This is a genomic window from Mesorhizobium sp. M7A.F.Ca.CA.001.04.2.1 (genome assembly GCF_003998485.1).
Lineage (GTDB): Bacteria > Pseudomonadota > Alphaproteobacteria > Rhizobiales > Rhizobiaceae > Mesorhizobium > Mesorhizobium ciceri.
In genome coordinates this window covers 1-21,125 of record NZ_RZQT01000102.1, presented here as the reverse complement: position 1 = coordinate 21,125, position 21,125 = coordinate 1, and the positions used below count along the sequence as shown (strand labels likewise).

Here is a 21,125-nt window from a genome sequence, read left to right as displayed (position 1 = left end):
CCCTCACACCTTGACCAATTGCTCCACGCGGTCCTTCTCGCCAAAAATCCTGAGATACCGCTCGATCTCTTTCACATCGCCGGTCGCCTTGGCCGGATTGTCCGACAGCTTGACCGCTGGCCTGCCATTGGCCTCGGTGACCTTGCAAACCAGCGATATGGCGTCGAGGCTGTTGGTTTCCGTCGGCGCGCAGCCTTCGAAATCATTGGTCAGATTGGTGCCCCAGCCGAAGGACATGCGCACCTTGCCCTTGAAGTGGCGATAGGTCTCCTCGATGGTCTCGACCTCGAGCCCGTCGGAGAAGATCAGCAGTTTCTGCTTGGGGTCCTTGCCCTTGTCGCGCCACCAGGACAGGATTTTTTCGCCGCCTTCGATCGGCGGCGCGCTGTCGGGGCGAAAGCCCGTCCAGTCGGCCACCCAGTCCGGCGCATCGCGCAGGAACGATGCTGTGCCGAAGGCGTCGGGCAGCACGATCAGCAGATTGCCGCCATAGTAGCGCTGCCAGTCCTGCAGCACCTTGTAAGGCGACTGTCTCAGCTCTTTTTCCGAGTCGGCAAGCGCGGCAAACACCATCGGCAGCTCATGTGCGTTGGTGCCGAGCGCTTCGAGGTCGTTGTCCATGGCCAGAAGCACGTTGGAGGTGCCGGTGAACGCCTCGCCGATGCCTTCCTTCAACGCTTCGACACACCAGCGCTGCCATAGGAAGGAATGGCGCCGGCGCGTGCCGAAATCCGAGATGCGGATGCCGGGCAGCGCCTTCAGCCGCTCGGTCTTGGCCCACATCTTGGATTTGGCGCGGGCATAGAGCACGTCGAGCGCGAAAGGCCCGAACGCCCGCATCGCCGCGCGAGATCGGAGTTCATTGATGATGGCGAGCGCCGGGATTTCCCACAGCGTGGTGTACATCCACGGCCCGCTGAAGGTCAGTTCATACTGCCCGTCGCACTTCGACAGCTCGTATTCGGGCAGCCGGAAGCCTTCCAGCCAGGCGAGGAATTCCGGTTCGAAGATCTGCTTGCGGCCGTAGAAATTGTTACCGCCGAGCCAGATCATCTCCTTCTTGGAGAAGCGCAAGGTGCGGGCATGGTCGAGTTGTTCGCGCAATTCGCCCTCGTCGATCTCGTCGGCAAGGCGCACCGAGGTCGTGCGGTTGATCAGCGAGAAGGTTGCGTCGACCTTGGGATACATGCCCCAGATCATCTGCAGCATCAAAAGCTTGTAGAAATCCGTGTCGAGCAAGCTGCGCACGATCGGGTCGAGCTTCCAGGTGTGGTTGTAGACGCGCCGCGCAATATCGGTCTTAGCCATGTTTCAACACCGCCTTCGCTGCCTGCCATCCACAATTGCGACAGGCCTCATAGCATCGAATCGGCCGCAACGCTGCCCGCTTTCAGGCTGGCCCGACAAAAAGAGCTGCCTGCATGCGGCGGCGCGCAGCCCGGCATCAGCTTGCGGATTTGCCGCCCATCACCCTGAGCGCCGGACGCTTGCGGCGGCTGACGATGCGGCCGGCCACAGGGGCGTCGGCGCGCCCATCGTCCCCCGCTTTCTCGGCAAACAGCCAGTCGACGAACACCTGCACGATCGGCGTCGTCCGCATCTCGTTGCGGCAGACGACATAAAAATCGTCGACCGCCGGCACCGACAGGCTGAACGGCGCGACCAGCATGCCCCTGGCCAGCAGCGCGCTTGCCGTCACCGAGTCGCCCAGCGCCACGCCATGGCCGTGCACCGCTGCCTCGGTCGCCATACGCGCATCGCCGAGGTGATGGCGGCGGCCCCGCTCCAGGTCCAGCGCATCGGCGGCAGCCAGCCAGGTGTGCCACTCGCGGCCGTCATCGCCATGCAGGAAGACATGATCGGCGAGATCCCTGACGCTGCGGATCGGCCGGTTGTTGATCAAGGTCGGGCTGACCACGGGGAACAGTTCGAGGCCCGACCATTTGCGCATCCAGCAATCGGTCCAGCTGCCGTCGCCATAATGCACGCAGACATCGATATTGGGCGCCCGCAAATCCTTGGGATCGTTGGACGGAATAAGCGTCAGCCTTATGTCGGGATATTGCGCCATGAAACTGCCGAGCCGCGGTGTCATCCACAGCAACAGTAGCGCCGGCACGCAGGAGACCGAAAGTGTGCCGCTGCTCGCCGGCCTTGTCATGCGCTGGGTGGCGGCGGCGATGCCGTCGAACGCGGTCGACACCGCCGGCAGAAGCTCCGCGCCATGCGGTGTCAGCTTGACCCGCTGGCCGACCCGCTCGAACAGCTTGACACCGAGCGACTGCTCGAGCGCCTTGATCTGGTGGCTGACGGCGCCATGCGTGACGTTCAGCTCAGTCGCCGCCTTGGTCAGTGAACCATGGCGAGCCGTTGCCTCGAAGGCGCGCAGCGGATTGAGCGGTGGCAGGCGCTTGGTCATGGTACCACTTTGTTGTGAGATTTTCTCACAGAAAACACCCTAACAATATCAATTGATTTTTCAATGCCACTGCCAGACACTTGAGTTTAGAACAGCATCAAGACATGAAATCTGCAGGCAGCCAGCGGGACAGCGGCCCGGCCGGATGACGGTCGGTTCGCAGGCGTCACCCGCGCCGGCACTGCATCAGCCCAGGAGGAGCGGACATGGGATACGATCGCGGCAAGCTCGATGCGTTGCGTCGCAAATATGGTGAAAGCCATGGCGGCGAGATGTTCGACCCGAAATTCCGCAAGGTCGCCGACAAGATCTTCTCCAAGAGCGGCACGCGGCTGGCGCCCTATTCAGGCATCCCGACCTTTCTCGCCGCGCCCTACCGCGAAATATCGGCCGACAATCCGGATTTCGGCGATTTGCAGGTGGCGATGATCGGCGTGCCGATGGATCTCGGCGTCACCAACCGCCCAGGCTCGCGCTTCGGGCCAAGGGCGTTGCGCGCCATCGAGCGCATCGGGCCCTACAATCACGTGCTGGAATGCGCGCCGACGCATGAGCTCAGGGTCGCCGACATTGGTGACACGCCGTTCCGCAGCCGCTACCGGCTTGAGACCAGCCATGAGGATATCGAGCGCCGCACCAACCAGATCGTCGATGCCGGGGTCATTCCGCTGTCGATCGGCGGCGACCATTCGATCAGCCATCCAATTCTGAAGGCCGTCGGCAAGAAGGCCCCGGTGGGGTTGATCCATATCGACGCCCACTGCGACACCAGTGGCCTGTTCGACATGACCAAGTTCCACCATGGCGGCCCGTTCCGCAACGCTGTGCTTGACGGCGTGCTCGACCCGACGCGCACGATCCAGATCGGCATCCGCGGCTCGGCCGAATATCTGTGGGAGTTCACCTACGAGTCCGGCATGACCGTGGTGCATGCCGAGGAGGTGACCGGCCTCGGCATTCCGGCGATCATCGAGAAGGCGCGCAAGATCGTCGGCGACGGCCCGACCTATGTCTCCTTCGACATCGACAGCGTCGATCCGGCCTTCGCGCCGGGCACCGGCACGCCGGAGGTCGGCGGGCTGACGACGCGCGAAGTGCTCGAACTCTTGCGCGGCCTCAAAGGTCTCAACATCGTCGGCGGCGACGTCGTCGAGGTGGCGCCGCAATATGACGCCACCACCAACACCGCGCATGCCGCCGCACAGGTGCTGTTCGAGATACTGAGCCTGATGGTGTTCAGCCCGGCGATAACAGGCAAGGGCGCCTGACGTCTAGAAAAGCAAAGGCAGCCGCCGCGCTGGAGCCGGCGGCCGACCCGAACAAACAAAGCTTCCAGACAGGGGAATGACAATGACAATCCGTAAGACATTTGCCTCCATCGCCGCCGTGCTGATGCTCGGCACGGCCGGTTTCGGCCTCGCAGTTCAGGCCGCTAGCGCCGATGCGCTGGCGGACATCACCAAGGCCGGCACCATCAATGTCGGCGTCTTCGCCGACTTTCCGCCCTTCTCCTCGGCCAGCGCCGACATGAGCCTCAAGGGCTATGACATGGATGTCGCGCAATACATCGCCGATACGCTCAAGGTGAAGCTCAATCCCATCGCCGTCACCGGCCAGAACCGCATCCCGTATCTGAACGATCATCGCGTCGACCTGCTGATGAGCGTCGGCTATTCGAAGGAACGCGAGCAGGTCATCGACTTCGCCGCTGCCTACGCGCCCTACTACATCGCCGTGATCGGTCCGGCAGCGCTTGCCGTCAAAGGCAAGGAAGACCTCGCCGACAAGTCGATCGCCGTCAATCGCGGCACGCTGGAAGACACCTCGCTCACCGAGGCAGCACCGGCATCGGCCGACATCAAGCGCTTCGACAACTACAATTCGGTGATCCAGGCCTTCATCTCCGGCCAGACGCAGCTGATGGTCGTCGGCAACGATGTCGGCGCGCAGGTGCTGGCCAAGCAGGACGCACTGAAGCCGGAGCAGAAGTTCCAGCTTCTGACCTCGCCCTCGCATATCGGCCTCAACAAGAACGAAGACGGCCTGAAGAAGGCCGTCAACGATGCGGTCGCCAAGATGCTGGCCGACGGCAAGCTGGACGAAAGCTCGAAAGCCTGGCTGAAGACGCCGCTCAATCCCGACAATCTCAAGGATTGAGTTTCCGTGGCCTTTGGCTGGCTCCCGGGTGCCCTGGGCGACATCGCGCATGGCGCGGCCACGACGATCCTGCTGATCGCCGTGACCACGCTGGCCGGAACGCTGCTCAGCATCCTGGGTGCCGCGGGGCGGCGAAACGGCCCGGTGCTGCTCAAGCGGGCAATCGCCTGCTATGTCGAGGTGATGCGCAACACGCCGTTCCTGGTGCAGTTGTTCTTCATCTTCTTCGGGCTGCCCAGCCTGGGCGTCCGGCTCGACCCGCTCCTGGCCGCGATGCTGGCGATGACGCTCAACATGGCGGCCTACACCATCGAGATCGTCGGCGCCGGGCTTGACGCCGTGCCCGGCGGGCAGACGGAAGCAGCGCTGGCCCTTGGGCTGCGGCCACGCCAGGTGTTCGTCAAGATCGTGCTGCCGCAGGCGCTCAAGATCATCTACCCCGCGCTCACCAGCCAGATCGTCATCATGATGCTGGAGTCCGCCGTCGTGTCGCAGATCGCCGTGCGTGAGCTGACCTACGAGGCCGACATGCTGCAGGCACGCACCTTCCGCTCCTTCGAGACCTATTTCGTCGTGACGCTGGTCTATCTCGCTCTGTCGATGGCCTTGCGCCGGCTGCTGGTGTCAGGCGGGCGCCGCGCGCTCGGAGCCGGTGTGTCATGATCGAGTTCACCTTCTGGGACATCGTGCGCAACCTACTGCTCGCCGCCCGCTGGACGGTGCTGCTATCGCTGGCCGCCTTTATCGGCGGCGGCATCGTCGGCATGATCGTGCTGTTCTTCAGGATCGCTGAGAACAAATGGAGCCGGCGTGTCGCCTCCGGCTACATCGCCCTGTTCCAGGGGACGCCGCTCTTGATGCAGCTGTTCCTGATGTTCTTCGGCCTGCCGATGCTTGGTCTGCGCATCGAGCCTTGGACGGCGGCGGCGCTCGGCCTCACCTTCTTCGCCAGCGCCTATCTCGCCGAAATCTGGCGCTCTGGCGTCGCGGCGCTGCCCCTCGGCCAATGGGACGCCGGTGCCAGCCTCGGCCTGCACTATCTGCAGGAACTCAGGCTGATCATCCTGCCGCAGGCGTTTTCGATCACCCGCGCACCCACGGTCGGCTTCCTGGTGCAGCTGATCAAATCGACGGCGCTCACCTCGATCATCGGCTTCGAGGAGCTGGTGCGGACCTCCAACGCCATCAACAATGCGACCTTCGAACCGTTCAAGGTATACGGGCTGGTGGCGCTGATCTTCTTCGTCATGTGCTTTCCGCTGACGCAATACGCCCGCAGGCTCGAGAAACAGGCGGCTGCTCGCTGACGCGCCAAGGCAGCGCCCGATTTCAGACCGGCAACCCAAGCTGCTTGCGCAGGCTCTTGTCGAATGCGGATGCGGGGACGAAACGGCGCAGGAAACTGACCTGGCGCGCCATTTTTCCCGCCGCATAGCGTTTCTTCGGCGCGGGATCGGTCGCTGCTGCCAAAATGGTCTTGGCGACCACTTCGGGCGCATCGCCTTTTTCCATCGATTTCCGCACTGACATAGTCATCCCGGCGCGCGCGGAGTCGTAGATTTCGAGCGACCGGTCGGGGGCGGCAAGATTGTCCTCGAATGATGTGCGGGTATAGGCGGGCTCCACCAGCGAAACGCGAATGCCGAAGGGGCGCAATTCGTGATCGAGCGACTCGGAATACCCTTCGATGGCGTGTTTGGTCGACGAGTAAAGCGCGAAATAGGGAGCGGGGATGAACCCCTGTACCGAGCTCAAATTTACGATTCTGCCCTTCCCTTGGCGCCGCATTGCCGGCAGCACCGCGTTGGTCACGCGCAAGACGCCGAAGACGTTCACGTCGAACAGCGCTTTAGCCTGGGCGGTCGAGGACTCCTCCGCGCCGCCAAACAGGCCCATGCCGGCATTGTTGACAAGCACGTCGATGCGTCCGGCCGCGGCCAGAACGTCATCGACCATTGTCGCGACGGACGCGTCGTCGGTCACGTCGCAGGTCAGCATGGTCACGCCGGCGGATTGCTGTGAGGCCGTGCGACGGCTGGTTCCGAAGACGCGAAAGCCAGCGCCGAGCAAGGCGTCGGCGGTAGCGCGCCCGATGCCGGAAGATGCCCCTGTGACAAGGGCGACGCCGGGATTGGTCTTGTTCATGGAATCATATCCTTCTTTGCGTTGGATCGGATTGGGAAAACCATTGAGATAGGCCGGGGCAAAGGGCGTCGGTCATGACTGCGTCTGGCCACCGCTAGTTCCAGCGTCTGAACAGGGCGCTGGCATTCACGCCGCCAAAGCCGAAGCCATTGGCGATCGCGTACTCCGTCTCCATGTGGCGGGGTGCGTTTGCGACGAAGTCGATTCCGTCGCCGGCCGGATCGGCCTCGCCCAGGTTGAGGGTTGGCGGGGCGACCTGATCCCTGAGCGCCAGGATTGCGAAGATCGCACCAAGCCCGCCGGCCGCTCCGAGCAGGTGTCCGGTCGCCGATTTCGTGGCACTGACAGCTATCGCGAAATCGCGCCCGAACACGCTCTTGATCGCTTCGATCTCACCCAGGTCGCCGACTGACGTGGAGGTCGCATGCGCATTGAGATGACGAACGTCGCGTGGCGAAATCCCTGCCTGGGCAATCGCGATCTGCATGGCCCGGCGCGCGCCGTCGCCGTCCTCTGGCCCGGAGGTGACGTGATGGGCATCCGCCGTCGTGCCGTAGCCGACGAGCTCAGCAATCGGTTTTGCGCCGCGCGCCAACGCGTGGCTCAACGCCTCGATGACCAGCACGCCGGCCCCTTCGCCCATGACGAAGCCGTCCCGCGATGTGTCGAAAGGGCGCGAGGCTTGGGCCGGCGCCCAATTGAAGCCGGTTGAAAGAGAACGAGCGGCGGCGAAACCGCCGAGACTGACGGTATTGATGCACGCTTCCGTTCCGCCGCACACGGCGATGTCGGCTTCGTTGGCGCGGATCAGGCGGGCGGCGTCGCCGATCGCCTGGATGCCCGCCGCGCACGCCGTCACCGGTGCGCCGAGTGGACCTTTGAAGCCATGACGGATCGAGATGTGGCCCGCCGCGAGGTTCACCAGGAAGGACGGCACCGTAAAGGGAGACAGGCGGCGGGCGCCACGCAGGTCCACCGTGCGCACCGCCTCGGTGATGGCCGGGAACCCGCCGACACCTGAAGCGATGATCGTGGCCGTGCGCAGGCGATCCGTCTCCAAGGCAGGCTTCCATTGCGCCTGCGCAAGCGCCTCTTCCGCCGCCGCCAGCGCGAAGAGAATGAACCGGTCTACCTTGCGCTGATCCTTCGCGGACAGGACGGCATCGGCATCGAAACCAGCCTCGGGGTCTTCGCCCAGGGAGGGAACCACGCCGCCAATCTTAGCCGGCAGCTCTCCCACCACATCGTCAGGAAGCCTGCGAACGCCAGACCGGCCAGCAAGCAGGCGTGACCAGGACGCTTCGACATTGGCGGCAAGGGGCGTGACCGCACCCATGCCCGTGACGACAATCCGTTCCATCTGCTCTCCTATCCTTGCTGTGCTGGCGCTGCTCGCGCCGTTCAAGTAGCGACTGCTTCGCGAACCTGATCGGCCGCCGCATCCAGAAAAGCCTGCGCAAGGTCGGGGTCGTTGACGACCCGCGACAGCACGACCGCGCCGACCATCGTCGAGAGAACGGCCATTGCCTTGTTGCCGGTCTTTTCGCTGTCGCCCTCGCCAACCCAACCGCCGAGCATCCCGAGGTACGCCTTGATGCCGGCTTCGAATGATGCCTTCACCTCGGCACCTTGCCTGGCCGCATCCGAGCCGAGCGCAACGACCGGGCAGCCGTCCATCTTTTCTCCGCGATGATCCATGCTGAGGTAGAATGAGATCACCCCGTCGAGCGGGTTCCCGGGATTTGCCGCGGTCGCGGCCGACCATTTGTGGGTGGCGCTTTCCATAGCCCGCCTGGACGCCAGCGCCGCCAGATCGTCCTTCGACTCGAATTGCTTGTAAAAGGCGCCCTGGGTCAGCCCGGCCCCTTTCATCAGATCCTTGAGGCCGATGCCGTCGAACCCGCGCTCCCGAAAAAGCCGGCTTGCCACATTGATCACGGTCTCACGGTTTTCCGCGGCCTGAGTGCGACTTACACGCATCGTCATCTCCTTTTTTAGATTGCATTCGTAATCTATACCCTATATAGAGGGTGAACGCAATCTAAAAAAGGACAAATGAGATGATCCGCAAAACCTTGGGCGCCTCGCTGCTGGCGGCGCTGTTTCTTGCAACCCCGGCTCTTGCCGAGGAAGCCACCATCGGGCGCCCGATCGAAGGCGGTAGCCTGCACCAGGGACACCTGGACATGGTGGCCTACTACGTTCCGCGCGGCGACCTGCTTGAGGTCACCGCCACTTTCGCACCGAAGGCCGGGGGTGATCCGCTGCGGGTTGTCATGGGCCTCGCCAACAGTGACTCCGTGGCGTTTTCCATACCTGGCCACCCGGGCTCGCTCTACGCGTTCTCAAGGTCCGGTGAGGAGGTGACGGTCTCGACCGAGACGGACACATCCCTGCGAGCCGACGCGACAATGCCCTGACCTGACGCGCAGGCCGCGGCCGAGCGATGCTGGCCGGGGTCTCGCGTCGGAACGGCGCGCCACCGATAAGTTTGGAGAGAGGTCACATGCTTTACAGCTATTTTGTCGAGAAATCGATCCGGCAGAGCTTCGACGACGTCAACAACCATCGCTGGGATGCGGCGGTGAAGGCCATCGCGCCGCATGTCCATCACCGGGTTGGTGGCGCACACGCGCTTGGTGGCGAGCGTCACGACAAGCAAGCCCTGCGCCGGTGGTTCGAGCGCCTCGGCCGTGTTCTGCCCACTCTCCATCTCACGGTCAACCACGTGTGGGTGAAGGGCTGGCCCTGGCATACCACCGTGTTTGCCCAGTGGGATGGCACCGCTACCCTGCTCAATGGCGATACGTCCTACGTCAACCGTGGTCTCCACGTGTTCACGCTGCGGTGGGGCAGGGTTCATGCGCTCGAGGAATTCTACGATTCACAGGCGGCGGCGCGCGCTCTCGCCGCCCAGGCCGCAGCCGGCCTCGAAGAAGCTGTCGCCGAACAGATAACAAGCTAGCACAAGCGCGGTCCGAGGACGCCCAAGGTCTACGGGCCGGTGGCGCCGATCGTCTTCGTCTCGTGCCTTGCGCCCACGCACTATGCGCGCAGGCTCGAGAAGCGAGCGCTGGCGCGCTGGACTGCAGGCCCTGCATCGATGCCGGTGCTGTCGCGGCAACGGTCGAGCCGAGGCAGGCATACAGCTTTCCTCTTGGGAATAGGACTTGACATCTTGCCGTTCGAATTGTCCATTTGAAGCTTGACCGGGCCGAACGGGGCGGCGAGGGACAGGGGCAAACCGGCGGGTGGATAGACAGTCGAGTCGAGTGCTGTTGAGGACGGTCGGGCTGACAAAAGCCTTTCGAGGGCTAGTTGCCCTGCGTGATCATTCCATCGAGCTCCACGAACGTGAAATCATTGGGGTAATCGGGCCGAATGGCTCGGGCAAGAGCACGCTTTTCAACCTGATCACCGGCTTCTCCCAGCCGAATTCCGGTAGCATCGAGATGGAGGGCCGGTCGATCGTCGGCCTGCGCACATCGCAGATCGTCGCGATGGGCATCGCCCGCACCTTCCAGGGCTCTCGCCTGTTCGGCAGCCTCAGCGTCGCGCAGAACGTGCTGACGGCGGCGCAGTTGCGCCATCCTGTCGGCGCCGCCGATACCGTGCTGCGCGGTCGGCGTTATCGCGAGCGGGTGGCCGCGACCCGGCAGAAGGCCGACGAACTCCTCGACCTCATGGGCCTGACAGATCAGGCCGGCAGGGTCGCCGCGGATCTTCCCTACGGCGATCAGCGGCGGCTGGAGATTGCGCGTGCGTTGGCGACCGGCCCGCAACTGCTGTTGCTCGATGAGCCCGCTGCCGGTCTTGATTCCAACGAGACCAAGGTGTTGGCAGCGCTGATCCGGACGATCCGTGACCGCTATGGCGTAACGGTGGTCGTTGTCGAGCACGACATGGACCTGATCATGGCGCTGTGCGAACGCATCCAGGTGCTGGCGACTGGCGAGGTGATCTGCGTCGGAACACCGGAGCAGGTACGCGAACACCCGAAAGTGCGGGAGGCGTATCTTGGCCACGCCTAGCCCCGTTCTGCTCAGTGTCGAGAACCTCGAGGTCAATTTCGGCGCGGTGCGTGCGCTGAAGGGCATTTCGCTCGACGTCCATGCCGGCGAGGTGGTGGCGTTGGTGGGCGCCAACGGCGCCGGCAAGAGCACGACCTTGCGCACCATTTCCGGCCTGTCGCGGCCGCGCGGCGGCAGGATCATCTTCGATGGCAAGCCGATTGGAGGTGTCGCTCCGTCGCGCATCGTAAGTCTGGGCATCGCGCAGAGCCCGGAGGGCAGGCGCCTGTTCGGCGGCCTGACGGTGGCTGACAATCTGCGGCTCGGCGCCTGCACCCGCACCGACAAGGATGCCATCCTCAGAGACAGCGAGCGCATGTTCATGCTGTTCCCGATTCTCAAGCAGCGGCTGAAGCAGCTGGCCGGGACGCTGTCGGGCGGCGAACAGCAGCAGCTTGCTTTGGCGCGCGCGCTGATGGCGGCGCCGCGCCTGCTGCTGCTCGACGAGCCTTCGCTCGGCGTTGCGCCGCTGCTGGTGCGCCACATCTTCAGCGCGCTTGCCGAACTGAAGCGCCAGGGCATGACGATGCTTCTGGTGGAACAGAACATCACGCTCGCGCTGGACCTCGCCGACCGCGCCTATGTGCTGCGCACGGGCCAGGTGGCGCTGTCTGGCCGGTCCGCGGAACTGCGCGACAGCGAACGCGTGGCGCAGGCATATCTCGGGGCGGCAACATGACCCAGCTGGACTATATCCTTCAGCAGATCGTCAATGCGGTGAGCCTCGGCAGCCTCTACGCACTGGTGGCGGTCGGCCTGTCGATCGTCTTCGGCGTCCTCAAGCTGACCAATTTCGCGCATGGCGACGTCATGATGGTAGGTGCTTTCGGGGTTGCCTTGCTGGTCGGCATCGGCGTTCCGTTCCCGGTCGCCGTGATCTGCGGCATCGCCGCGGCCGCCGCCGCCGGCTTCCTCATCGAACGCATCGCCTACCGCCCGATCCGCGACGCGCCCGACGTTGCGCGACTGCTGACCAGCCTCGCCGTCACCTACATCATCGAGAATGTCGGCATCCTGGTGTTCACCTCCTCGCCGCGCAATTTTCCACTCCCCGATATTCTCAACACCTCCTGGGAAATGTCGAACGGCGCCATCACCTTCACCAGCATCAATCTCCTGACCATCGCGCTGACCTTCGTGTCGCTGCTGCTCCTCGGCTGGTTTATCACGCGCACCACGACTGGGCTCGGCATGCGCGCCGCAGCCGAGGACATGTCGGCGGCACACCTTGTCGGTCTGAACGTCAACCGGCTGATCATCGTCGCCTTCATCGTCGCATCCGCCTATGCCGGCCTCGCCGGCATTTTGTGGGCGGCGCAGGCCGGCGTGGTGCAGCCGCAGATGGGCTTCACGCCGCTCCTGAAGGCTTTCGTGGCGGCAATCATCGGCGGCTTCGGGTCGATCGCGGGCGCCCTGGTCGGCGGCTACATATTGGGCGCGCTGGAGATATTCATCGTCGCATTCCTGCCGAGCAGCGTCTCGTCTTATCGCGACGCAATCGTCTTCGCCGTGCTGATCGCCTTTCTCTTGGTGCGCCCGGGCGGGCTGCTCCAGCCAAACCGGGAGATAAAGCTGTGAGCCGGGAAGCGCGGATCACACTCCTCGTCCTCGTCGCCCTGGTGGCGGGGGCAGCTGTCGCATTCGGTGCGCCGCACGTGCTGAGCGACTATTTCGTCCGGATTATCCTGCTGATCGCGCTGAATGCAATCCTGGTGCTGGCGCTGTCGCTGAGCAACGGTTTTACGGGCGTGTTTTCGCTCGGCCATGTCGGCTTCATCGGCGCCGGCGCGTATATTTCGGGAATCCTGTCGATCCCGGTGCAGCAGAAGATGGCATTGCTGCCGCATCTGCCGGGGTTTCTGCATGCTTTCAGCCTCCCCTTCCTGCCGGCGACGCTGGTGGCAGGCGTTCTGACGGCACTGCTTGCGGTGGTCGTCGGTTATCCCTTGATGCGCCTGTCGGGCTATTTCGTTTCGGTGGCGACGATGGGATTCTTGATTATCGTCAACGTGGTGCTGATCAATGCGTCGGATTTCACCCGAGGCGCCCGCACGTTTACCGGCGTGCCGCTGGAGACGACGTTGCCCTGGGTGATGGGTTGGCTCGCCATCACGGTGTTCGTTCTGGCGCGCCTGGTTTATTCGCCTTTCGGGCGCGCCATGAAGGCGGTGCGCGACGACACAATCGCGGCCAGCGCTGTCGGAATCGGCGTGTTGCGGACCAGACTGATCGCCTTCGTCATCGGCGCGTTCTTCTCGGGCGTCGGCGGGTCGCTCTATGCGCATTATCTCGGCTCGTTTTCGCCGAACACCTTCTACTTCGCGCTGACGATGAGTCTGATCACAATGCTGGTGCTGGGCGGCATGGGCTCCCTGACCGGCGCGGTGGTCGGCGTCATCTGCGTTTCGCTGTTGTCGGAGGTCCTGCGCTCGGTCGAACGCGGCTTCACGATCGGCGATTTCGCGGTGCCGGCCCTGTTTGGCGCCAGCCAGATCGTGCTCGGCTTCATCTTCATTCTAGTCATGATCTTCCGGCCGAAGGGGATCATGGGGGACCGGGAACTTACGTTCGGATCAACCCAAAGATCGGCAACGGTGAACCAGACAGAGGAACGAAAACGATGATCAAACTCACTCGACGCGGTACCATCGGCCTGGGACTTGGCGCATTCTTCGCGCTTGCCTCGGCCAGCACGGCACTTGCTGCCGACACCATCAAGATCGGCTATCCGGCAAACCTGACCGGCATCCAGGCCTCGCTCGACGGTCCGATGCTGAATGGCGCCAAGCTGGCAGCGAGCGAAATCAACGCCGCCGGCGGCGTGCTCGGCCAGCAGATAGAACTGGTGATCTACGACTCCAAGAGCGATTCGACGACGATCTCGACCGTCGCCAGCCAGTTGATCGACAGCGACAAGGTCGTCGGCATCATCGGCTTCGCCGATTCCGACTCGGTGCTGGCCATCGGACCGCAGGTCCAGACGGCGCAGATACCGTTCATAACGCCAGGCGCGACCTCGCCGAAATTGCCTAGCCAGCTCGGCAACGAGATCTTCCTCGCCGCCTTCGGCGACAACGTTCAGGCTGCGGTTGGCGCGGAATTTGCGCTGAACAAGCTGAACGGCAAAACCGCCTACCTGCTGACCGACATCGGCACTGAATACACAACGCTGCTGTCGGACTACTTCGTCACCGCCTACGAGCATGGCGGGGGCAAGATTTTGGAGCGCGACACCTACAAGATCGGCGACAAGACCTTTACCGCGCAGATCGCCAAACTGAAGGCGCTGTCGCCGCAGCCAGACTTCGTCTATGCCTCGTCGAATGCCGAGGAAATCGGCCTGATCTTGAAGCAGATGCGCCAGGCCGGCATCAACCTGCCGGTGGTCGGCGGCGACGGCTACGACACGCCCTTGCTGATCCAGGTCGGCGGCGACGCGGCCAAGGACACCTACTTCACCACCCACGCCTATATCGGTGAGGGCGCCACCCCGAAGGTGCAGGCCTTTATCGACGCCTACACCAAGTCGGTCGGCAATGCCCCGGAGAACGCGTTCGCTGCGCTCGGCTACGACTCGGTCAAGCTGATGGCCGACGCGATCGAGCGTGCCGGTGCGCCGGATCCGGCCAAGATCCGTGACGCGCTGGCCGCTACGTCCGGGCTCGACGGCGTGACCGGCACGATCACCTACCGCCCGGGCATTTCGGTGCCGGACAAGTCGGTCTCGGTCATTGGTGTCAAGGACGGCAAGCTTGTCCTGGCAAGTGAAGCGGCACCGACCTTCGTCGCGGAGCCGTGATCTTGTCCACTCCGGGCTCCCTTTGGGACATCTACAGGTCGCGGCTCTCCGCCGCGACCTTCACCGACCTGACGCATGCGTTTCATCCGGGTCAGCCGCATTTCCCGGCCTTCCCGGACGAGGAGCGCAGTGCGTTGCTCGATTTTTCGAAGGGCGATGCCTTCCAGGTCCACCACTACGCCTTCGTCGGACAGTGGGGCACCCATGTCGATCCGCCGGTGCACTTCATCGACGGCGGCCGCTCGATCGACCAACTGCCGGTGGCGGAGATGCTTCTGCTGCTGGTCATCCTCGACATCAGCGACAGGGTCGCCGCCGATCCCGACGCGACGCCGACGCTCGACGACATTTCGGCCTGGGAGGCGCGGAACGGCCGTATCCCGGAAAAGTGTTTTGTCGCACTTCGCACCGGCTGGTGGCCGCGCTGGCCGGACCCCGTGGCGTTTCGGAACAAGTCGGCCGACGGTATCTCGCATGCGCCGGGTTGGTCGAAGCCGGTGCTGGAGGAACTTTTGGAACGCCGCGGTGTTGCTGCGATCGGGCACGAGGGCATGGATACTGATCCCGGCCGTGCCACTTCCGCAGGTGACGCAAGCCTGGAATACTATGTGCTGTCGCGCGACTGCTGGCAGATCGAGCTCTTGGCCAATCTCGACAAGGTGCCCGAAGCCGGCGCGTTGATAATGGCAAGCTGGCCAAAGCCAAAGGCCGGATCTGGCTTCCCGGCTCGCGCTGTCGCCATCCATGAAGCGGCCGGCTGAACGCGTGAAGCCGCTGCTGGCGGCGGTCAAGGGGCCGCCGCACAACGATCATCAGATACGGAATTCAGACATGGATATCGATACAGTCCGCGATGCTTTTCCGGCGATGGCGAGAGGTGCCGAGCCGAAGAAGCGGATTTTCTTCGACAATCCCGCGGGAACCCAGATGGCGAGCCGTTCGATCGAGCGTATGACGCGTGCCATGATCGAAACCAACGCCAATCTTGGTGGCTATTTCGAAACCTCACTCGCGGCCCAGGCGATGGTCGACGACGCGCATCAGGCGATGGCCGATTTCTTCAATGCCGCCGACCGGCGTGAGGTGGTGTTCGGCCAGAACATGACAACTCTGACTTTCGCCGTCTCGCGCGCCATCGGCCGCGATCTGAACGCCGGCGACGCCATCGTGTTGACGCGCATGGATCATGACGCCAACGTCGCACCCTGGCTGATGCTGGCGGAGGATCGGGGGCTTGAAGTACGCTGGATCGACCTCGATCCAAAAACGTTCGAACTCGACCTGTCGACGCTGGAGGCGACTATCGACGAGGACGTCAAGCTGGTCGCCGTCGGCTATGCCAGCAACGTTACCGGCACGATCAACGACGTGAAGCGGATCGCGCAGCGCGCCCGCGCGATCGGGGCGCTGAGCTATATCGACGCGGTGCAGTTCGCGCCGCATGGGGTGATCGACGTCCAGGAGATCGGCTGTGATTTCCTGGTTTGCTCGGCCTACAAATTTTTTGGACCGCATCACGGGGTGTTGTGGGGCCGTTTCGATCTGCTGCAGGCGCTGACCGCCTATAAGGTGCGCGCGGCTTCCAATACGCCACCTGGAAAATTCGAGACGGGAACGACAAGCCGCGAGGCGCTTGCCGGGGTGCTTGGCGCCGTCGAGCACTATGCCTGGCTCGGACAGTCCTTCGGCAACGTCCACCCGCAGGCGACGCGGCGGGAGCGCATCGTCGCCGGCATTGAAGTCGCCGACCGTTATGAGCGTGTCCTGACAGCACGGCTGATTGCCGGATTGTCCAGAATTGATGGCGTCTTGATCCAGGGCATATCCGATGTGGCGGCGCTGGCGCGCCGTGTGCCTACCGTGTCGATCACCGTTGACGGAACCGATCCCGCGGACATCGCCAAGGCGATGGCAGAGGAAGGCATCTATCTCTGGCACGGTCACAATTACGGTTTGGAGCCAATCAAGCGGCTGGGGCTTGCGGACCGCAACGGTGTCGTCCGCATCGGGCTGGCTCATTACAACACCGAGGCGGAAGTCGATTTCCTGCTGGCGAAGCTGGCGGACTGGATGAAGACGCGGACCTGACATGCGCGACAGAAACGGAACCCCGAGGATCGGCGTCAAGCTTCGCCATGCCAGACAGGTGCTTGGCCTCAGCCTGGAAGAGCTCGGCGCCCGCATCGGGCTGACAGAGGGTTATCTCTCGAAGATCGAAAACGACCGCGCTACGCCGTCCATGGCGGCTCTGCACCGGCTGGTGCAGGCACTGGGCATCAACATGAACGCGATGTTCGGCACGCTGCAGCACAATGCCTCGGAAGTGTTCGTTTTGCGGCAAAACGAGCGTCCGCACATGGAGACGGGACATCGGCGTTCGGGCAACCATGTCGTGCTCGAGCAATTGGTGCCGTCCGGTCCGGAATATCTGCTGCAGATCAACGTTCATGTGATCGAGGCCGGCGGCGGCAGCCCCGAGTTGATCAGCCACAAGGGACAAGAGTTCGGCTACGTGCTCGAAGGTTCCGTCGAATTGCTGGTCGAGGCGAACGTGGTGGCGCTCGAGGCAGGCGACGCGTTCTATTTCAACTCCGAACTCGGCCACGGCTACCGCAATATCGGTTCGACCACGGTCCGCATCCTCTGGGTCAACACGCCGCCGACATTCTGACCGCCTCCAGCGCGGCGCCGGATTTCGAGGGAGTTCTGAAGACGTCGTTCAATGAGCCAACGTCCACAGGACAACAGCCGCCGAGCCCAACCGTCCTGTTTCAATGCCCGAACGCGAGCGGCGGGGCCAGTCGGTCGCGCCGCAGCCAGCGCGCCAGCAGCAGCGCGGCCACCACGGCCAGCCCCGTCGACAGGCCGATCCAGATGCCGATGCCATGCAGGCCGAAATGGAAGGCGAGCAGCACCCCAAGCGGCAGGCCGACGCCCCAATAGCCGATCGCGGCATAGATCATCGGCACCTTTGTGTCGTGCAGGCCGCGCAGCATGCCGGCGGCCACCGCCTGAGCGCCGTCGAAGACCTGGAACAGCGCCGCGAAGACCAGGAACGACACGGCAAGTTCGATCACCCTGGCATTGGCCGGATTGCTCAGATCGATGAAGGCGCTGATCAGCGGATGCGGCCACAGGATCATCACCAGCCCCATCAGCGCCATGAAGGAAACGCCGATGACGAAGGCGGTCCAGCCGGCGCGCGACACGCCTTGCGGATTGCCGGCGCCATGCGCAAGGCCGACGCGCACCGTCACCGCCTGGTTGAGGCCAAGCGGCACCATGAAGGAGATCGAGGCGATCTGGATGGCGATCGCGTGCGCGGCCAGCGAATCCGCGTCGATCAGGCCCATCAGCAGGGCGGCCGCATTGAAGATAGTCACCTCGAAGGCGAGAATGCCGGCAATCGGCAGGCCGAGCCGCAACAGGCCCTTGAAGCGTGGCCAGTCCGATCGCCAGAACCGTCCGAACAGACGATAACGGCGGAACTTCTTCTCCAGCATCACCACGGCAGCCAGGCCGATGAACATCAGCGTTGAGGACAGCGAGGTGGCAAGGCCCGACCCGGCAATGCCCATCGACGGCACGCCGAGATTGCCGAACATGAACACCCAGTTGAAGAAGGCATTGCAGGCGACGGCAACAAAGACGATGACCAGCGCCCAGCCCGGCCGCTCCAGCGCCGAGATAAACGAGCGCAGCACGATATAGAAGTAGAAGGGCAGCACCGCCCATTCGAGCCAGCGCAGATAGATGCCGGCCTGATGCGCCAGTGCCGGTTCCTGGCCCATGGCCAGCAGAATGCCTTCGCCGTGCCAAAGCACGAGCCAGATCGGGATCGAGATCAGGATCGCCAGCCACAGGCCCTGGCGCACGGTGCGGCGCAGGTCGCGCACCGAATAGCGGCGGCGGCCAAGCTCGGTGGCGATCATCGGCGATGTCGCCAGCATCAGGCCGAGGCCGAAGATCAGCGGCATGAAATAGAGGTTGGCGCCAAGCGCGCCGCTGGCCAGCGTATCCGGCCCCAGCCGGCCCATCATCATGACGTCGGTGGCCGTCATCGCGGTCTGGCCGAGATTGGTCAGCACCATCGGCCAGGCGAGCGCCAGCGTCGCCCTGATTTCCTGACGCCAAAGATTTTCCGGCGCGCGAGCGCCGGCTTCGATCGCAGACATTGTTCCGCTCTTTCCAGCTACGGCGCGTCGGCCAGAGCCGGAAGCCGCATGTCAAACGGCAAAACCTTCGGTTTCGCGGCGTTTGCGTCAGCTTCTGGACGAAACGCGACATGAAGGCAAGAGAGGAGGGACGGGAACGGATTGAGCCAGGGACCGGCCCCGATGCTCTAGCGGATCGCGTCCAGCATCCGCCGCTGGCGGTGCATCTCGAGGAAAACCTTGTAGTCGCGGTCGAAACGCCCTGATGATTTCGGGTTCGACGCGCGCTTCCTGCCGCCTTGCTGCATGGCAAGACAGGCCGCGTTGAGGTCGGGAAACAGCCCGGCCGCGGTGGCGGCGATCATGCCGGTGCCGAGCAGCACCGCCTCGTCGGCCAGCGGCTCGATCACCGTGCAGCCGGTGGCGTCGGCATAGAGCTCCATCAACAGCGGGTTCTTGGTGTGGCCGCCGGTGACATGCAGCGTATCGATCAGATAGCCGTTCTCGTTCAGCGCCTCCAGCACGTGGCGCACGCCGAGCGCGATGCCGACGGCGGTGCGCCAGTAGAGCTTGCACAGGCTGTCGAAGGAGGAGTCCAGCGTCAGTCCGCTGACGACGCCGACGGCATGCGGATCGGCGAGCGGTGAGCGGTTACCATGAAAATCGGGCAGCACATGCAGCCGCGCGGCAAGGTTGTCGCCCTCGGTGGCGCGCAGCTCGGCGACACGCCTGGCGATCTTCGCATGCATGGCGGCATCCGGCTCGCCGCCGGCGCCGTGCCAGCGGATGATGTGGTCGAGCAGGGCGCCGGTCGCCGACTGGCCGCCTTCCGACAGCCACAGCCTGGGCAGCGCCGCGCCGTAATAGGGACCCCAGACGCCGGCGAAGGGCTGCGGATCCGGTGACATCGCCATGACGCAGCTCGACGTGCCGGCGATCAGCGCCAAATGCCGGCCGATGTCCTGTTGGTCGCCGGCAAAGCCGCCGAGCACGCCAAGCGCACCGGCATAGGCATCGATGACGCCGGCGCCGACCCGGCATTTCTCGCTCAGCCCAAGCTCGGCCGCTGCCTGGGCGGTCAGTTGGCCAATATAAGCGCCGACCGGGCTGGCCTTTTCCGGCAAATTGCCGTGCTCGAAAAGATCGCCGAGGCCGACGAGCGCAAAGAAGTCGCGCCGCCAGCCGGCCTCTTCATGCGCCAGATAGGTCCATTTGGCGGTCAGCGTGCATTGCGAGCGGGCCAGCGAACCTGTCGCTTGCCAGGTCAGGAAATCGGTGAGATCGAATAAATAGCCGGCTTCATTCCAGGTCTCCGGCAAATTGCGCTTCAGCCACATCAGCTTCGGTGTCGCCATTTCCGGCGACATGACGCCACCGACGTAATTCAGCACGGCATGGCCGCTTGCCGTGCATTCGTCGGCCTCCGCGATGGCGCGGTGGTCGAGCCAGACGATGGTGTCCCAGCGCTTGTCGCCCGTGGTCGAGACGCTGAGCTGGCCGCCTTGCCGGTCACGCACCACCAGCGAACAGGTGGCATCGAAGGAGATGCCGACGACCTCCTCGGCAGCTATGCCGGCCTTTTCGCGGGCAGCGCACACGGCGGCGCAGACGGCCGACCAGATATCGCGCGAATCATGTTCGGCGTGATCGGGCTTCGGCTGGTTCATGGCGATCGGCCGCTCGGCGCGGCCGAACAAGGTGCCGTTGGTGTCGAGAATGCCCGCGCGAGCGCTCCCGGTGCCGACATCGACCGCGCAAACGAACTGTTTCGTCAAGATGCTCTGTCTCTCGCTCCCAGGCCTGCAATCAGATCGGGCAATTGCAGCATGTCAGCGAATATAAAGTCCGGTTCACTCGACGCAAGCCGCGCTTTCAAGGTCGGGTTGCCGGCATGCGAGCCGCCGGTGAAGGCAAACACGCGCATCCCCGCCGCCCGCGCGGCAATGATGCCGGCCGGGCTGTCCTCGATGACGAGGCATTTGCGTGGATGGGCCCGCATGCTGGCGGCGGCATGCAGGAACAGGTCCGGCGCGGGCTTTCCCTTGGCCACCATGGTGGCACTGAACAGGTGCGGTTCCATCAGCCCAAGCAATCCGGTGACGTCGAGCGCGTAGCGGATGCGGTCGAGCGTGCCCGAGGACGCGACACAGAACGGCAGCCCAAGCTTCGGCAGCATCTTCTTGACACCGGCGATCGGCTTCAGCTCCTCGCGGAATTTGCGCATCAATTCGACGCGCATCTCGGTCAGGTGCAGGTCGGTGATATCGAGCCCGAAGTCGCGGCCGAGGATCTCGCGCACGCTTTTCATGCTCTTGCCGAGGAAATGCTCGTAGGCGGCATCCTCACTGACGCTGCCGCCGGCAAGCCTGACCATGCCGAGC

Annotated in this window: 22 protein-coding genes; 14 read left to right on the top strand and 8 right to left on the bottom strand. The window is 63.8% G+C overall.

Annotation, left to right across the window (positions count from 1 at the left end; all coding sequences use genetic code 11):
• Window positions 1–3 precede the first annotated feature (3 nt).
• Together pncB and gcvA are read right to left on the bottom strand one after the other, a co-directional pair.
• Window positions 4–1,308 carry a nicotinate phosphoribosyltransferase gene (gene pncB / locus EN955_RS25510; protein ID WP_013528440.1) on the bottom strand — a complete coding sequence of 435 codons (1,305 nt, stop codon included), beginning with the start codon at window positions 1,306–1,308 and terminating at the stop codon, window positions 4–6.
• 136 nt (window positions 1,309–1,444) lie between these two features.
• Entirely contained in the window at window positions 1,445–2,419 is a 975-nt protein-coding gene (gene gcvA, locus EN955_RS25505; RefSeq protein WP_024502059.1) for a transcriptional regulator GcvA, read from the bottom strand.
• Window positions 2,420–2,625: 206 nt separating this feature from the next.
• Between gcvA and speB the strand changes: the two genes are divergently transcribed.
• From speB to EN955_RS25485, 4 genes are all read left to right on the top strand, one after another.
• Window positions 2,626–3,687, top strand: coding sequence for an agmatinase (gene speB / locus EN955_RS25500; RefSeq protein WP_024502058.1), 1,062 nt, complete (start codon window positions 2,626–2,628; stop codon window positions 3,685–3,687).
• Between the two features lie 82 nt (window positions 3,688–3,769).
• On the top strand, window positions 3,770–4,576 hold the full coding sequence (locus EN955_RS25495; protein ID WP_013528437.1) for a transporter substrate-binding domain-containing protein: 807 nt from the start codon (window positions 3,770–3,772) through the stop codon (window positions 4,574–4,576).
• Window positions 4,577–4,582: 6 nt separating this feature from the next.
• Window positions 4,583–5,239 carry an amino acid ABC transporter permease gene (locus EN955_RS25490; RefSeq protein WP_024502057.1) on the top strand — a complete coding sequence of 219 codons (657 nt, stop codon included), beginning with the start codon at window positions 4,583–4,585 and terminating at the stop codon, window positions 5,237–5,239.
• Window positions 5,236–5,883 carry an amino acid ABC transporter permease gene (locus tag EN955_RS25485; RefSeq protein ID WP_024502056.1) on the top strand — a complete coding sequence of 216 codons (648 nt, stop codon included), beginning with the start codon at window positions 5,236–5,238 and terminating at the stop codon, window positions 5,881–5,883. Before EN955_RS25490 ends, EN955_RS25485 begins: the two co-directional genes overlap by 4 nt.
• Before the next feature lie 22 nt (window positions 5,884–5,905).
• On the opposite strand, the gene EN955_RS25480 is transcribed toward EN955_RS25485, so the two are convergent.
• From EN955_RS25480 to EN955_RS25470, 3 genes are all read right to left on the bottom strand, one after another.
• Window positions 5,906–6,721, bottom strand: coding sequence for an oxidoreductase (locus EN955_RS25480; protein WP_013528434.1), 816 nt, complete (start codon window positions 6,719–6,721; stop codon window positions 5,906–5,908).
• A gap of 94 nt (window positions 6,722–6,815) precedes the next feature.
• Window positions 6,816–8,081, bottom strand: coding sequence for a beta-ketoacyl-ACP synthase II (fabF, locus tag EN955_RS25475; protein WP_024502055.1), 1,266 nt, complete (start codon window positions 8,079–8,081; stop codon window positions 6,816–6,818).
• Window positions 8,082–8,122: 41 nt separating this feature from the next.
• Window positions 8,123–8,701 carry a TetR/AcrR family transcriptional regulator gene (locus EN955_RS25470; protein WP_013528432.1) on the bottom strand — a complete coding sequence of 193 codons (579 nt, stop codon included), beginning with the start codon at window positions 8,699–8,701 and terminating at the stop codon, window positions 8,123–8,125.
• A gap of 80 nt (window positions 8,702–8,781) precedes the next feature.
• On the opposite strand from EN955_RS25470, the gene EN955_RS25465 reads away from it, so the two are divergent.
• The 10 genes from EN955_RS25465 (at window position 8,782) to EN955_RS25420 (ending at window position 17,261) form a co-directional block, all read left to right on the top strand.
• Window positions 8,782–9,141 (top strand): hypothetical protein, encoded by a 360-nt coding sequence (locus tag EN955_RS25465; protein WP_013528431.1) that lies wholly within the window; start codon window positions 8,782–8,784, stop codon window positions 9,139–9,141.
• A gap of 86 nt (window positions 9,142–9,227) precedes the next feature.
• Entirely contained in the window at window positions 9,228–9,686 is a 459-nt protein-coding gene (locus EN955_RS25460; RefSeq protein WP_013528430.1) for a nuclear transport factor 2 family protein, read from the top strand.
• Between the two features lie 286 nt (window positions 9,687–9,972).
• Complete coding sequence (locus EN955_RS25455; protein ID WP_024502054.1) at window positions 9,973–10,752, top strand: ABC transporter ATP-binding protein; 780 nt, start codon at window positions 9,973–9,975, stop codon at window positions 10,750–10,752.
• Window positions 10,739–11,470 carry an ABC transporter ATP-binding protein gene (locus EN955_RS25450; RefSeq protein WP_013528428.1) on the top strand — a complete coding sequence of 244 codons (732 nt, stop codon included), beginning with the start codon at window positions 10,739–10,741 and terminating at the stop codon, window positions 11,468–11,470. The genes EN955_RS25455 and EN955_RS25450 overlap by 14 nt, the downstream gene beginning before the upstream one ends.
• Window positions 11,467–12,369, top strand: coding sequence for a branched-chain amino acid ABC transporter permease (locus EN955_RS25445; protein ID WP_024502052.1), 903 nt, complete (start codon window positions 11,467–11,469; stop codon window positions 12,367–12,369). The genes EN955_RS25450 and EN955_RS25445 overlap by 4 nt, the downstream gene beginning before the upstream one ends.
• Window positions 12,366–13,415 carry a branched-chain amino acid ABC transporter permease gene (locus EN955_RS25440; protein WP_024502051.1) on the top strand — a complete coding sequence of 350 codons (1,050 nt, stop codon included), beginning with the start codon at window positions 12,366–12,368 and terminating at the stop codon, window positions 13,413–13,415. The genes EN955_RS25445 and EN955_RS25440 overlap by 4 nt, the downstream gene beginning before the upstream one ends.
• Complete coding sequence (locus EN955_RS25435; RefSeq protein WP_024502050.1) at window positions 13,412–14,590, top strand: ABC transporter substrate-binding protein; 1,179 nt, start codon at window positions 13,412–13,414, stop codon at window positions 14,588–14,590. The genes EN955_RS25440 and EN955_RS25435 overlap by 4 nt, the downstream gene beginning before the upstream one ends.
• Window positions 14,591–14,592: 2 nt before the next feature.
• Entirely contained in the window at window positions 14,593–15,351 is a 759-nt protein-coding gene (locus EN955_RS25430) for a cyclase family protein (protein WP_024502049.1), read from the top strand.
• Window positions 15,352–15,421: 70 nt separating this feature from the next.
• Window positions 15,422–16,678, top strand: coding sequence for a cysteine desulfurase-like protein (locus EN955_RS25425; RefSeq protein ID WP_013528423.1), 1,257 nt, complete (start codon window positions 15,422–15,424; stop codon window positions 16,676–16,678).
• Window position 16,679: 1 nt separating this feature from the next.
• Window positions 16,680–17,261: a cupin domain-containing protein gene (locus tag EN955_RS25420; protein WP_013528422.1), complete on the top strand. Its 582-nt coding sequence runs from the start codon at window positions 16,680–16,682 to the stop codon at window positions 17,259–17,261.
• A gap of 100 nt (window positions 17,262–17,361) precedes the next feature.
• Here the strand turns inward: EN955_RS25420 and EN955_RS25415 are convergent, their stop codons facing one another.
• From EN955_RS25415 to EN955_RS25405, 3 genes are all read right to left on the bottom strand, one after another.
• On the bottom strand, window positions 17,362–18,765 hold the full coding sequence (locus tag EN955_RS25415; protein WP_024502048.1) for an MATE family efflux transporter: 1,404 nt from the start codon (window positions 18,763–18,765) through the stop codon (window positions 17,362–17,364).
• A 167-nt stretch (window positions 18,766–18,932) separates the two neighbouring features.
• Window positions 18,933–20,519, bottom strand: coding sequence for an FGGY-family carbohydrate kinase (locus EN955_RS25410; protein WP_024502047.1), 1,587 nt, complete (start codon window positions 20,517–20,519; stop codon window positions 18,933–18,935).
• On the bottom strand, window positions 20,516–21,125 hold a 610-nt coding region (locus EN955_RS25405; protein ID WP_127223474.1), incomplete at its 5' end, for an HAD-IA family hydrolase. The genes EN955_RS25410 and EN955_RS25405, both read right to left, overlap by 4 nt.